Origin of the sequence: Parabacteroides sp. ASF519, from assembly GCF_000364265.2 — a bacterium.
Taxonomy (GTDB): Bacteria; Bacteroidota; Bacteroidia; order Bacteroidales; family Tannerellaceae; genus Parabacteroides; species Parabacteroides goldsteinii.
On sequence record NZ_AQFV02000006.1, the window covers coordinates 3,603,293 to 3,618,241 of the forward strand.

General features: G+C 47.3%; 8 protein-coding genes. 2 read left to right on the forward strand and 6 right to left on the reverse strand.

From position 1 onward, the window contains the following. Positions 1–22: 22 nt before the first annotated feature. Positions 23–1,489: a catalase gene (locus tag C825_RS14110; protein WP_007657135.1), complete on the reverse strand. Its 1,467-nt coding sequence runs from the start codon at positions 1,487–1,489 to the stop codon at positions 23–25. 328 nt (positions 1,490–1,817) lie between these two features. On the opposite strand from C825_RS14110, the gene C825_RS14115 reads away from it, so the two are divergent. Then, entirely contained in the window at positions 1,818–5,747 is a 3,930-nt protein-coding gene (locus tag C825_RS14115) for an AlbA family DNA-binding domain-containing protein (RefSeq protein WP_010802937.1), read from the forward strand. 99 nt (positions 5,748–5,846) lie between these two features. On the opposite strand, the gene C825_RS14120 is transcribed toward C825_RS14115, so the two are convergent. From C825_RS14120 to C825_RS14130, 3 genes are read right to left on the reverse strand one after another with little or no spacing between them, the layout of a single operon-like run. Next, a complete protein-coding gene (locus tag C825_RS14120) occupies positions 5,847–8,981 on the reverse strand; it encodes an efflux RND transporter permease subunit (RefSeq protein ID WP_010802938.1) in 3,135 nt (1,044 codons plus the stop codon). 7 nt (positions 8,982–8,988) lie between these two features. Next, positions 8,989–10,104 (reverse strand): efflux RND transporter periplasmic adaptor subunit, encoded by a 1,116-nt coding sequence (locus C825_RS14125; protein ID WP_010802939.1) that lies wholly within the window; start codon positions 10,102–10,104, stop codon positions 8,989–8,991. Between the two features lie 33 nt (positions 10,105–10,137). After that, positions 10,138–11,544: an efflux transporter outer membrane subunit gene (locus C825_RS14130; protein WP_010802940.1), complete on the reverse strand. Its 1,407-nt coding sequence runs from the start codon at positions 11,542–11,544 to the stop codon at positions 10,138–10,140. 236 nt (positions 11,545–11,780) lie between these two features. Between C825_RS14130 and bamJ the strand changes: the two genes are divergently transcribed. Next, positions 11,781–12,197, forward strand: a complete 417-nt coding sequence (bamJ, locus tag C825_RS14135; RefSeq protein WP_010802941.1) for a BamJ family beta-barrel-assembly machinery protein — start codon at positions 11,781–11,783, stop codon at positions 12,195–12,197. Positions 12,198–12,255: 58 nt separating this feature from the next. Here the strand turns inward: bamJ and C825_RS14140 are convergent, their stop codons facing one another. Both C825_RS14140 and C825_RS14145 read right to left on the reverse strand, forming a co-directional pair. Further along, positions 12,256–14,541: an NADP-dependent malic enzyme gene (locus C825_RS14140; protein WP_010802942.1), complete on the reverse strand. Its 2,286-nt coding sequence runs from the start codon at positions 14,539–14,541 to the stop codon at positions 12,256–12,258. A gap of 130 nt (positions 14,542–14,671) precedes the next feature. After that, positions 14,672–14,941, reverse strand: a complete 270-nt coding sequence (locus C825_RS14145) for a hypothetical protein (RefSeq protein ID WP_010802943.1) — start codon at positions 14,939–14,941, stop codon at positions 14,672–14,674. Positions 14,942–14,949 lie beyond the last annotated feature (8 nt).

Here is a 14,949-nt window from a genome sequence, read left to right on the forward strand (position 1 = left end):
ACTGGAACCCCTTAGCAAGTAATTATCTTGTTTCTTTTAATGCATCTTCCAGACTGATGCCTAACGCATCGGCAACGCCTTTGCCATAAGCTGGATCGGCTTTGTAACAGTTGCGTACGTGACGTTGCTGGATGAACAGTTCGGCACCACCGATCTGGCGGGCGGTGTTTTCGAATAACACCTGCTGTTCGTCGGCCGGCATCAGGCGGAATAAAGCACCCGGCTGGCTGTAATAATCGTCATCGTATTCGCGTTCGTTATAATTATAGATGTCGCCGTTCGCTTTCAAAGGCGGTTCTTTCTTTTCGGGAGAGTCCTGCCATTCGCCGTAGCTGTTCGGTTCGTATCCTTTTGCGGCACCATAGTTTCCGTCTACACGCATAGCTCCATCGCGGTGATAAGCATGGAAAGGACAGCGGGGTTTGTTTACCGGTATTTGTTCGGAGTTGACTCCCAGACGATAGCGTTGTGCATCGCCGTAAGAGAAAAGGCGTCCCTGAAGCATCTTGTCGGGAGAAAAGCCGATACCTTCTACTGTATTTATCGGGTTGAATGCGGCTTGTTCCACATCGGCGAAATAGTTTTCCGGATTACGGTTCAGTTCGAGGATGCCCACGTCTTGCAGTGGGAAGTCACCGTGCGGCCATACTTTTGTCAGGTCGAACGGATTGATACGATAGTTGTCTGCCTGTTCTTCCGTCATCAACTGAATCTGGAATTTCCATTTAGGGAAATCTCCCTTTTCAATGCTTTCAAACAAATCACGCTGATGCGACTCGCGGTCTTTGGCGATGATTGCTTCTGCTTCCTGGTCTGTCAGGTTCTTGATTCCCTGTAATGTCCGCAGGTGGAATTTCACCCAGATACGTTCGTTCTTTGCATTGATAAAGCTATACGTATGACTACCGAATCCATGCATGTGACGATAGGAGTAAGGGATTCCACGTGAGCTCATTGTGATGGTAACCTGATGCAATGCTTCAGGAAGTAACGTCCAGAAATCCCAGTTGTTGTTTGCACTGCGCATGTTCGTTTTCGGATCTCTTTTGATGGCGTGGTTAAGGTCGGGAAACTTCAGCGGGTCGCGCAGGAAAAATACCGGAGTATTGTTTCCGACTAAATCCCAGTTACCTTCTTCCGTATAAAACTTCATGGCAAAGCCGCGGATATCACGTTCGGCATCGGCCGCTCCGCGTTCGCCGGCAACAGTGGAGAAGCGGACGAAACATTCGGTCTGCTTGCCTACTTCACTGAAGATTGCTGCTTTTGTGTACTTTGTAATGTCATGTGTGACGGTGAAAGTACCAAATGCTCCGGAGCCTTTGGCATGCATACGTCTTTCGGGAATAACTTCGCGGTCGAAATGGGCCAGTTTCTCCAAAAACCACGGATCTTGTAATAACACTTGTCCACGCGGACCTACTGTCTGGATGTTCTGATTGTCTGCTACGGGACGACCGTTGGCAGCTGTGAGTTTCTTGTTCTCCATAGATGAATTTTTTATCTGTATATAGTCGACGACATTCTACCCTTGAATATTAATGTAACCGAACGGACACAGCTTTTGTTTTTAATTATTGAACAAAAGTAAAATGTTATTCAGCAGAAATCAAATAGGTAATTTTGATACGTGGATAAGGGTTATTTATCAGGAGAAACAACAAACGGTTGTCCGGCCTGATAAAGATTTGGTATTAATCATCAATCTCATTTGGTTTTTCAGATTATTGTAGTATATTTAGCCTTCAGGAATCAAGGCGTTTGCCTAATTGTTGGCTTTGAATAAAAATATGAACTAAAAAAACAGAATAACGCATATGACTGATCTGACTATAAACACTTTATATGAAAACAATCTTTCACTGGAAGGATCGACCCGTATTGATTTTACGAAGACTGTAAATTATATATCAGCTCACACCTCTTTGGATATAGGGATTGTAAAGAACAGATGTCCGTCCAGTTACCATATATCGAATCTTTTATTAAGGAAAGCGCAGCTATTATATCGGAATAATGATGTTTCCTGGATAGAGGCAATCGCTGCTTTCGAAGAACTGCATGCAGAATGTTTGCAGAAAGACAGAAAAAATGCGATCGGAGCGTTTACTCTTGCTTTGGATATTTTTAAGTGGATCAGTGAAGGATCAGATTACTTGCAGTCTGTCTATAAAGATGATGTGGAGCAGAAGCGGGAGGAAATCTTTCGGCGGATGGATAATTTGCAAGGGAAAATAGAAGCATGTAAATGCATTTTGGATAAAAGGACCGAATCTCGGCTGGCGAGCATACTGTTCAGGTTGAAAGCGAGCGGGAATCTTTGGCATGCAGAAAAAGAAATCCGGCAGATATTATATCTTTTATCCTATGACACGGATGTTCTGACGAATGCTTTGATGTTGGTTGTCCGTTTGATTAATGAACTGATAGCAAGCAAGCGAATCGGGAAAAACGAACTTGCAGAGTTATACAGCCTGTTAAAAAGAAAAGCGCAGGCGGCGGAAGATAAGACTGCCGAAGTATGGTACATGGATGAATGGAACACTGTCCATCCGGTTATTACGAATGCGATACAAATACATGCTTTCCTCTACCTGGTATCGAAAGAGGCAGATGTTGCCGATTCTGACCGGGCGGTGATTGCTGCACGTATTTGCCGGTATTTATCCCGTATCCCTTCTGTTTATGGTGATGTACTGAAAAATAAATCGTATACGCTGCTAACCGGAGAGAATCGGCTGAATGGTAAAATCCGCTGGGACAGTTTGTGTGATTATGATGAAAGGCGTATGCTGGAACAACTCGTTACGATACCAATTGAAGATGCTTCCTGTCCTGTTTTTGAGCAGGCACTTAAGTGGCAACAGTATAGCAATGCATCGAATACGCTGACACTCGATAACGATGGTTTTACGCTCAGTACACATTTGCCCCATGCTTCCCTTTTATGGAAAGGGCGCAAAGACCGGGTATCTGTGTTGAATAACAGGTTGTTTGTGGCCTTATTCGATAAACCGGTCTGTTCGTTCGATGCCTGTAAGACCATAAAAGATTACAGGTTGTACTGGAAGCAACTGGCGGAAGATTTTCCTCTTTCTTTGCAGGGCAGCAAACCGGTTGTCGAGATGTTTCCTGAAGAAGAAGCGTTTATTGCGAAGAAGTCGGAAGAAGAATTTCCGGGGATTGTCTATCCTTCGCCTGACGAGCGGGTAAATATTCGTATTTTGTCGATTAATAAAGAATCGATGTCGATGTATGCGGAAATAATCGACAAAACTTATCAGGGAATGAAAGCCCGTTTGCCTTTTGCCTATATCAATTCCTGTTATAGCATGATTCCCGGATTTTCCGATCTGTTTTCTGTCAACCAATTGTTTCAGGCTAAAATAAAAGAAGTGGAGAAAGGTGAAATTCTTTTATCCCTGATACAGGATTTCAATGAATTTATTTATCCGGAATGTGTACGGCGGAAAGCATTGCTGGGGAAGGTAGTCGAAGTTCGTGACGGGAAAGTCTGGTGGTTGCTTTCGTCCGGAGCTACGGCTACGACTGCTTTGACCTCGCATAAAAAATACCGGATCGGAGATATCTTTAAGGTTGAATATGTCGGTCTCCTTTCCCACAAACTGAAAAATACGATCAATGTGCAGTCGCATGTGCCTCGTCCTGACCATGCGGCTTTCGACCGGTCCGTGTTGGAGAATATACGCGATTTCTTTATATTTCTGACAAAAGAGATTTATAAAGGAGACGGCGATTCCGTGTTATTGACCGATCAGAAGAAAGAGAATAACCCTTTTTTCGTCGCCCTGAAAGATCTGAGCCTGGAAAATGTGAATATTACTCCTTGCGATATGAAAGAAAGCAAAGAAGTAGTGGAAAAAGAGGTGAAGAGCACGCTTGCTGATAACCCGGCATTAACGATCGAACTGGTGCGCGAACTGATCTTTTGCGTGGATTCGCTGGTTTTGGAACTGGATGATTCTACCGAACGGTTCAATGTATATAACATATTGAGTCTCTTGTGTAACTTCACCGGTAATCAGGCGTTGGCTCGTTATTACCAACTTTGTGCCGACTATATATATAATGTAGAAGTGCTGATGACGGAGCCTTATCATACCCGTTTTTCGGAAGCGAACATACAAAAGTTCCGCGATCTGCTGAAGAAGATGGAGCTCATGGATATAAACCGTTATGGCCGCAATCTGAAACAGTGCCGGCAGGTGATACGGGTGATGCAGACGTTGTATGAAAAAGACTCTTTCTCGCTCTTGAACTCTTTTATGCAGGACAAGAACCCGCTTGTTTCGGAATTGGCCCGCTATTTCAGTATTGTTCGTTTTCTGAGGGAGAAAGATACGGAGTTGCAGGAGGTTATCTATAAAAGCATCAATTTGCTGCTGGGCTTTAAGGATCCCGGGAAAGAAAAGAAGACATATGTTCCGGTCTACTTCGGGCATGAAGGCATGGAGAAGGAATTTAAGACATCGGCCTTTATTCATGCCAATAAAAATGCCGGCGAAGATCAGAGTGTCGTCCTGGCCCGTGTCATAGCCTCTTTCATGAATACAGACGGAGGAACGCTTTATATCGGCGTCAACGACAAAGGCTATCTGAACGGGTTGGCAGAGGATTTGAAATTTGCCCGTAACGATAGCGATGTCTACCTTCGTGAAGTCAACAGAAGTATCATTTGCCAGTTGGGAGAAAAAGAAGAAGACCGGAACCGGTATCAGGAAAATATCCGTTGCCGGATCTATGAATATGAAGACGGGAGGATGGTATTGGCCTTCAGGGTGGTGCCGATCAATGAAGTGGTGAAGGTGAAAGGGGTTGTATATACCCGAACAGGCAGTTCAAGTATGGCAAAGGCGGTGTGCAACGTGGACGAGTTTGTTAAACAAAGGCGTACACTGAAACTGGATTCAACACCTAAGAAGCCTGAGTTTCCGGTATTCTTCAGCGAGGAACGGAAAGAATACATTTTTAAGGTACAACAAGACAGTAATGTGCAACAGGAGATTTTTCTCCTGCCGGAAGTAGAGGTAAAAGAAGAGACCGTTCTTCCGCCGATGCGCGAGATAAAAAAAGACAATGAGAAGGGAAAAGCTAAAAACAAAGCGTATGCGTGCAAAACATCCGGTTTGCGAACGAACCCCCTGATAAAGAAACCGGACCACGGATATACGCCGGGGCACTTATTCGTTTCTTTGTTTGCCAACGGAAAGATCGCCAGTTCTCCCAGTCCCAAAATAGGTGTTTGGGGAGGCGAGGGAAAAGTCCTGTTCTCGTATAATCCGGAAGATAAAGAGGATATCCTGGTTGCAGTTTTCGCCAATGGCGAGGTCGGCCTGTCGAATCTGAAAAAAGGAATATCGCAACCCAATACTCCACTGGCATTCATCGATTCGGTAGACGGACTGCTCTTTTTGTCTCCGGCTCATAAAACAGACTATCTTTTGCTGATCGCGGATAAAGACGGGGAGAAAAGATTCCGTATTATAGCATTGGATGATTTTGAAAAGTCGATGAGCATTCAACCCCGTAATACGCTTGTACTCGAACCGGATAAAGGTACGTTCGTCTATGCAGAGATCCTGTCTGCGGAACAGGTCGGAACCCTTAATGAAGATAAATTGTCGTTGAAGGAATTTGACCAGTACAATGCCGGACGGCGATGGGAACATACCGTTTATAAATCGGATGTGGAAGTACTCAGTTCTATGTGTGGGATTACTTTCTGATCACATTGAGTGATCATTCCGCAACAGAATAGATAAGAGGATGCGTCGAAAAGTTACAGTCTTTTGGCGCATCCTCTTTTTATAATTTAAAGACCTGCATCAGGCTTTAGTTGCAGTTTTATTGGGAGAGGCTTTGTCCAGCCATTTCTCCTGGAAGGTTTGCATCCATTCGTAGAAGCTGGGGATAAAGGCGGTCGCAAAAATCGTATTGATGGCCATACCGAATACGACGGCTGCACCCAATGATACACGGCTGGCTGCTCCTGCTCCGGTGGCAAACAACAACGGCATGACTCCGAGTACAAAGGCGAACGAAGTCATCAGGATAGGACGCAGGCGGACGTGTCCGGCTTCGAGGGCCGCTTCGCGTATCGGATTACCGGCGGCACGGTAGTCGCGGGCAAATTCGACAATCAGGATACCGTTCTTTGCGGAGAGGGCTATCAGCAGGATAATCCCGATTTGCGTGTAGACGCTGACGGGCACTCCCATAATGAAACAACCGAGAATGGCTCCCAGCAAGGCGATTGGCAATCCCATGATGGCTGCCAGCGGACTTGTCCAACTTTCATATTGTGCCGAAAGAACCAGGAAGGCCACCAGTAAAGCCATACCGAATATCAACATCGTGGTCGAGCCGGCTTTGGTCTCCTGATAGGCGACGGAGGTCCATTCGTAACCGAAATTGTCGCCCAGCTGTTCCTGTATGAGTTCTTCCATCGCCTGTATGGCTTCTCCCGAACTGTATTTCGGATTGGCAATACAAGTGATGGAAGCAGAAGAATACATATTATACAGGTTAATCTGGTCCAATCCCAATTGTTGTTTCGCTTCTGTAAAAGCGGAGAAAGGAACCATCTTGCCGGAACTGTTTTCCAGGCTCAACCGCATAACATCATCGATGACCTTCTGCGCCTGTCCGCCGGCTTCAATCTTGACCTGATAGATACGCCCGAACTCGACAAAGTCATTTACATAGGCGGCTCCCATGTAATAGCTGAGGGTTGAAAAGACATCGCTCAACTGTAATCCCAGCAACTGCACCTTGTCGCGGTCGATATTCAGACGGTATTGAGGGACATTCGCCTGATACATACTGGATAAACTCAGAAGTTGAGGTTTGGTACGGTATGTTTCCAGCAATGTCTGTATGGCATGCTGCATTTCGGTCGGTCCCAGGTTCTTGCGGTCTTCCAGTTGTAGTTGCAGACCGCCGGAAGCCCCCAGGCCGGGAATGGCAGGAGGAACCAGGGCAAATATCTGCGCTTCCTGAATGCCATAGGCTTCCCGGTTGAAGCGGGCGACGACGTCTGCTGCCGTATGACCTTTCCCTTTTCGTTCACTCCAGTTCTTCAATACGACAAAATAGGTACCGGTATTCGACAGTTCGCCGCCTCCCATCACTGAGAAACCGTTTATTCCCATATAGGTTTTGACTTCTGGATAAGTGTCCAGTATCTTGTTGATTTTCTGGCTGACGGCTTCGGTGCGTGGTAGGCTCGAGGCCGGCGGCAACTGGCTGGAGATAATGAAATATCCGTCGTCTTCTTCCGGGATGAAGGTCGAAGGCCAGCGCATGAACATGACGGCTGCCGTAGCTGAAACGATCAGGAAGATTATCAATGTGACCAGCTGATGTTTCAACATGCGGTCGACAACATCATCGTAGATTTTCTGTGTTTTGTCGTATACCTTATTGAAGGCTTTGAAGACGACAAACTTCGGGTCGTTAGTGACGCGCAGGAACAGGGCGCAGAGTGCCGGTGTCAATGTCAATGAGTTGATGCCGCTCAGGACGGTTGCGGCAGCAATCGTCAGGGCGAACTGTTTGTAAAGCTGTCCGGAGATGCCGCCAATAAAAGTGGTGGGGATAAATACCGCCAACAGCACCAATACGACACCGATAACCGGCCCGACGAGTTCGCTCATTGCTTTTGTTACCGCTTCGCGTGCCGTATACTTCCCGGTATCCATGTATCGCGACGAGTTCTCGACGACAATGATTGCGTCGTCTACCACAATGGCAATCGCCAGGATCAATCCGAATAATGTTAATGTGTTGACCGAGAATCCCAATGCCCCCATGACAGCCAGTGTTCCTATCAATGAAACAGGAATACTGAGGCAGGGAATGATTACCGCCCGGAAATTCTGGAGGAAAAGGAAAATAACCAGGACAACCAGGGCTGTTGTTTCCAGGAAAGTCACCAACACTTCGTCGATAGAAGCGTTGATGACTTCTGTCGTGTCGAGGGTAACGCCGTATTCGACGCCTTGCGGAAGGGTGGAGGCTATCTCTTCCATCTTTGCCCGTACGGCTTTGGATACTTCCAGCGAGTTGGAGCCGGGTAGCTGGTAGATGGCAATGGCGGCAGCCTGTTGTCCCCGTAACCGTGAAGTCACGTTGTAGGAGGAGCTGCCCAGTTCGATACGGGCAATATCTTTCAGCCGGAGTATTTTACCGCCTTGCTCTGTCCGCAGGATGATATTGCCAAATTCCTCCGGCGTAGTCAGCCGGCCTTTTACGGTCAGGGTGTATTGATAAGGATTGTTCGCCTCTGCAATTGGCTGCCCTACATAACCGGCAGAAACCTGCCTGTTCTGTGTGGAGATAGCCTGGAAAACCATGTCCGGCGTCAGGTTGCGGATGCGCATGACTTCGGGGTCGAGCCAGATACGCATACTGTAGTTGCCGGCTCCCATGACACTAACTGAACCGACTCCCGGCAGACGGGCCAGCTGGTCGGTCAGGTTCAGGCTGGCATAGTTGCTCAGATAAAGTCCGTCGTAAAGAGAATCCCTGGAGGTGAGGGAAAGCATCATCACGATGTTGGATGATTGCTTTTTAGTCGTGATTCCTTGTACGATTACTGCTTCCGGCAGACTGCTTTGTGCAATGCTGACACGGTTCTGTACCATGACGGTTGCCATGTCGATGTCCGTACCGACAGCAAAAGTGATGGTCAGTGAGTAAGCGCCCGAACTGGAGGAGTTGGAGCTCATATAAAGCATTCCGTCCACACCGTTCACCTGTTGCTCAATCGGCAGTCCGACAGTTTGTGCAACCGTCTGCGCATCGGCTCCCGGATAAACGGCCGAAACCTGTACGGTAGGCGGCGTGATATCCGGATATTGGGCGATGGGTAATACGTTGAGTGTGACCAATCCCGCAACCACGATAATCAGGGCAAGAACGGTGGCAAAGATGGGTCTGTTTATAAAGAATTTTACCATGACGTTCTTATTTTATAGGGGTAATACTCATTCCGTCACGCACTTTCAATAAAGCGGTGGTGACGTAACGTTCGTTCGGTTCAAGTCCGCTGACGACCTGGCGTAAGGTGTCGTCTACCAACTGTCCCGGTTCTATATGACGGTACCGTACGATATTGGAATCGTTTACGATATAAAGATATTTGCCCAGCTGGTCGGTACCGATAGAGGCGTCGCGTACCAGGACGGCATCCCGCTTTTCGCTGTAGGGCAGGGTGATGGTGACGTATAATCCGCTTTTCAGTTCGCCGTCCTTGTTATCCAGGTTGGCACGGACGTTCAGTGTTCCGGTCGACAGGTCGACATTGGGAGAGAAATAATCCAACTGTCCGGTGTAGTTTTGCCGTCCGTTGTCTCCCAGATGTACGGCGATTGTTTCCGGCAGTTTGACGGTCGAATCGTTTTGGGCGGCGGTAATCATCATTTTCATAAACTGGTTATCTTCTATATTGAAGTTGACGAACATTTTGTCATCTTTATAAAGGGTAGCCAGCGTGACGGGTTGCGCCGCTCCGTTGATATAATTGCCGATGTCGTAAGTGGCCCGGGTGATTCGTCCGTCGAACGGGGCACGGATATAGCAGTAGCTGAGGTTGGTGCGTGCCGTATTCAGTTCGGCTTCCGAGTTACGGACGGATGCCTCCATTTCCTGTGCGGTCGATTGGGCCTGCAATACCTGTATCTGGCTGACGGCTCCACTTTTGGCGGCTTCTTTCATCCGCTCGTAATTGCTGCGGGCATAGTCGAGTTGCGCTTTGGAGGTTTTAAGTGCCGCCTCGGCCTGGGTTACATTATCCTGATAAGTGTCGGGCTCGATCACGAAGATGAGTTCTCCCTTCTTCACTTTGCTGCCGGCCACCAGGTGGGAGGTCCGGAGATAACCGTTTACCCGGGCCACCAGATTGACGGTCAATTCCGAACTCAGATAACCGGGATAGTCTTTTGTCAGCGTAATGTCTTTTACTTCCGGTGTTGCCACGCTGATGGAAGGGGCGGCTGTTTCCGCCGGTTGCTTTTTCCCTTTGCACGATGCCAGCATAAGGACCGACAAGGCGATCAGGGCGATTCTGACAGATGTTTTCATATTTGTGTTTTTTAGTTTGATAAACTACCTTTCTTAATACCCGTCTTCGTCCCAGCCTCCGCCCAGTGCCTGGTAGAGCTGAATCAGATAGACGAGCGACTGGCCTTTGGCTTGTGTCAATTGATTCTCATACGACAGCAGCGAGCGTTGCGCATCCAGTACATTCTGAAACGGTGTCAGTCCCTGTTTATAGAGGTCGAGCGAGAGGTCGAGCGTTTGTTGGCCCTGATTGACTACTTCGCGGAGGGCGACGATTTGTTTGATGGAGTTTTTATAGGAACTCATCGCGTTATCGACTTCCTGTACGGAGGTGAGGACGGTTTCGTTGAACTGCCTGATTGTTTCGTCTAACTGGGCTTTTGCCAGGCGGGTTGCCTGTGCCAGTTTGCCTCCCTGGAAGAAATTCCAGGAGATGGCGGGTGCGATTTCATATGTCAGGCTGTTATGGTTGGCTATCTTATCGATGTCGTGAGAAGCGAATCCGATGGAACCTTTGACGAAAACCTGCGGCCACCAGTCGGATTTGGATGCACCCAATGTCGCGGCCTGGGCGTTGACCTGGCGTTCGGCAGAACGGATATCCGGACGACGCAGTAACAGGTTGGCAGGAAATCCAACTCCGACGGTTTCGATGTAATCGGGCAGGGGGCGCGGATGGTCGATCAGTCCTTTAACGTCTTGCGGATACAGTCCCATCAGCACAGCCAGGGCGTTCGTGTACTGGATGATACCTGCTTCCAGCATGGGGAGCGAGGCCTTGGTACTGTAATATACGGATTGTGCCTGTGCCACATCCAGCTTCGACACCAGGCCGGTTTCATACCTTTTCTGGGTGATTTCGACTACAGCCTGTTGCGACAGACAGTTTTGGGTAACTACATCGACCTCTTGTTGCAGTTCACGCAGGTTGATATAGGCCGATGCGACCTGTGCACAAAGCGATACCATGACGGCATTGTACTCTTCTTTGGAGGCAGCGAAATTCTCTTTCTGCGCTTTCACCCGGTTACGGATACTGCCGAATACGTCGACTTCCCAGCTCATGGAGAGCGAGGCATCGGCATATTGGGTGATTGTTTGCGGCAAACTACTGGTGTTGCCGCTGCTTTGTTGCCGGTTCCATTCCGCCGATAGTCCCAGCGTCGGTGAATAACTGCCCTGTTGTATGCGCAGGTTGGCTTTCGCCATAGCGATACGGTCGGCAGCCATCTGCACAGAATAGTTCTGCTTCACGGCCACATCGATCAGGGAATCCAATACCGGATCATTGAAATTCCTCCACCAGTTGTCATCAACGGGTAGGGTTTGTTGGAAATTACTGTCATTCTCCTGCCACGCTTCCGGCAATGCGTGATCGAGGTACTTATGCTTAGCCTGTGCCATCAGCGTCATTGGCAGAAAAAGGCAAAGCATAGTATAACACCATGTACTTATGTGCATAACTTTTTGTTTAGATTCTACACATAAACACAAAAAAGTCACTCTTGGTTTAATAAAGGACTAATTTTCACAGGATAGTAAAATCTCGTTTAAAATGAATAAAAACTCGTTTTAAATGGGCTCCATACTCGTTTTAAACGAATTTCAGCTCGTTTTAAACGGACTTCACATTCGTTTTAAACGAAGTTTAGGCCTTTTTTGAAGAATAATTTATCTTTGCCGGTGAAAAAGAAAGAATGGCTAAAATGGCAAAGAACAGGAAAGAGGAATATAAAGAGCAAAATCTGCGGTATCTGGAAGAAATAGCTTCACAGGAAGGTGTAAAGAAACTGGCTGGCGGGATATTATATAAAGTAACGGAGCAGGGGAGCGGTACTGTTTCTCCCCAGTTGGATAACGTTATTTCCGTTCATTATCGGGGGACTTTGATGAATGGGCGCGAATTTGATAATTCATACGAACGCAACTGCCCGGAGGCTTTCCGTCTGAACCAGGTTATCGAAGGATGGCAGATTGCACTTCAACAAATGCATGTGGGGGATAAATGGGTTATTTATATCCCTTATACAGTAGGATATGGAAACCGGGCTTCCGGTCCGATTCCTGCATTTTCAACGTTAATCTTTGAGGTGGAGTTGCTGGGGATTGCCTGAAGATTAGAGCAGTGCCATTTAGTGTATTTTGACACTGCTCTTATAAAGAATAAACTCCTTATTCTCCTTTTTCAATTTGCTCCTGTACGATTGCATCTACAACGGCGACGGTTGTCAGGTTGAGGATGTCGCGGGTAGAGCTTTCTACGTCGGTGAAGTGGATCGGTTTGTTCAATCCCATCTGGATCGGGCCGATGGTTTCTACGACACCCATTTCGAGCAACAGTTTGTAAGCACTGTTGGCCGAACTCAGGTTCGGGAATACCAATGTGTTTACATCTTTGCCTTTCAGCTTGTTGAACGGATACATATCGTCGCGCAACTTCTTGTCTAATGCAAAGTTTACCTGCATCTCACCGTCTACGACGATTTCCGGGTGATTCTTGTGAAGGTATTCGATAGCGCCGTGCACTTTCAGCGGGCTTCCCTGCTTATCGGAACCGAAGTTTGAATAAGATACCATCGAGATAACCGGATCGTGCGCGAAGAACTTCACCGCATCATGCGTCAGGCGGGCAATGTCGATCAGGACTTCTGTGGATGGATGACGGTTAATCAGCGTATCTGCCATAAAGAAAGTACCCTTTTTGCAAGTTACAATGTTCATGGCACCGAAATGGTCGTATGTCGGACGGATACCGATGATCTCTTCCGCCAACTTTGTCACTTCCGAATAACGGCTGTAAACACCTGTGATAAATGCATCCGCATCGCCGGTTGCCACCATCATCATACCGAAAGCGTTCCGGCCGACCATCTTTTCGCGTGCTTCCGAGAAAGTAACGCCTTCGCGTGCTCTCTTTTCAGAAAGGATACGGGCGTAGCGGTCGCGGCGTTCTTCTTCGCGGTCGTGACGCAGGTTGACGATTTCGATACCTTCCAGGCTCAGGTTTTCTTCGGCAGCAATTTTTTCCAAACGTTCTTCGTTGCCTAACAGGATCGGATAACAGATTCCTTCAGCTTTGGCTTCTACGGCCGCTTTCAGCATGTTCACGTGGTTGGCTTCAGCAAATACCACACGTTTCGGATTTGCTTTTGCCATGTCGGTGAAGGAGCGGAGCAGTTTATTATCGTAGCCCATCATTTCACGCAAATGGTTGGCATAGCCTTCCCAGTCTGTGATTGTTTTGCGTGAGACACCCGACTCGATAGCTGCCTTGGCAACAGCAACCGATACTCGTGTCAACAACCGTGGGTCGAGCGCTTTCGGCAGGATATAATCGCGTCCGAAAGTCGTACGTTTCAGTTTATACGCTGCATTTACCACATCGGGAACCGGTTCTTTTGCCAGTTCGGCGATGGCATGTACGGCAGCCAGTTTCATCTCTTCGTTGATTGCTTTGGCATGTGTATCCAATGCTCCGCGGAAGATATATGGGAATCCTAAAACATTATTGATCTGATTCGGATAGTCCGAACGTCCTGTTGCGAAAATAATATCTTCGCGTGATGCCATTGCATCGGCGTATGAAATTTCCGGATTCGGATTAGCCAGAGCGAATACGATCGGGTTTTCGTTCATGGAACGCACCATCTCTTGTGTCAGCACATTGGCAACAGACAATCCCAGGAATACGTCTGTACCGACAACGGCTTCTTCCAGCGTCTTTATATCTCTTGTGGTAGCAAATTCTTTCTTCGATTCGTTCAAGTCGGTACGATGCGTAGAGATAACCCCTTTACTGTCGCACATGATGATGTTTTCCTTGCGGGCTCCCAGCATCACATACAGTTTCGTACAAGAGATGGAAGCGGCACCTGCACCGTTGACAACGATTTTTACATCTTCAATCTTCTTTCCGGCTATTTCAAGCGCATTGAGCAGACCGGCACCGGAGATGATTGCCGTACCATGCTGGTCGTCGTGCATCACCGGGATATCCAGTTCCGCTTTCAGTCGCTGTTCAATCTGGAAACATTCGGGCGCTTTGATATCTTCCAGGTTGATACCGCCGAAAGTAGGGGCGATTGCTTTTACGGTTTCGATGAACTTATCGGGATCTTTCTGGTCCACTTCGATATCGAATACATCGATTCCTGCGAAGATTTTAAACAGGAGGCCTTTGCCTTCCATAACCGGTTTGCCGGCAAGCGCTCCGATATTACCCAGTCCCAAAACAGCAGTACCGTTGGAGATAACGGCTACCAGATTACCTTTTGATGTATATTTATAGGCATCAAGCGGTTCTTTCTCTATTTCCAGGCAAGGCTCTGCCACACCGGGAGAATAGGCCAATGATAAATCTGTTTGTGTACTATAGGGTTTTGTTGGAATTACTTCAATCTTTCCGGGTTTGCCTTCGGAATGATACCGAAGTGCTTCCTCTTTTGTTATCTTTGCCATAGACTTATGATATTAGTAGATTTTGTGTACGTTTTAAAATCGCCCACAAAAGTAACAAATTATTAGATATATAGTATGATATGCTTACAATTAGTTGGAAATATTTTGAATAAAACCTTTGATGTCAAAATTAATTGTTAACTATATTCTTTTCATAAAACTCCAGTGCGCATAGATTGGCGGCGACGGTTTCCAGGGTTGTTTGTCCGGCTTGCCAGGCATAGACTGAATCGATAAAACGGTCTGTTAAATGGATGGCTTCAGACATATTTAATTCATTCATCCAGTGTTTGAGGTCTTCCAGCTTTTGGAGGGTGACCGGTTGTATGTTGCGCAAGCCGGAGAAGGCAATGTCGGAAAGCTGGAGTTCCAGTTCGGCAAGGAGATTCTTTATGATCATTGTGTTCG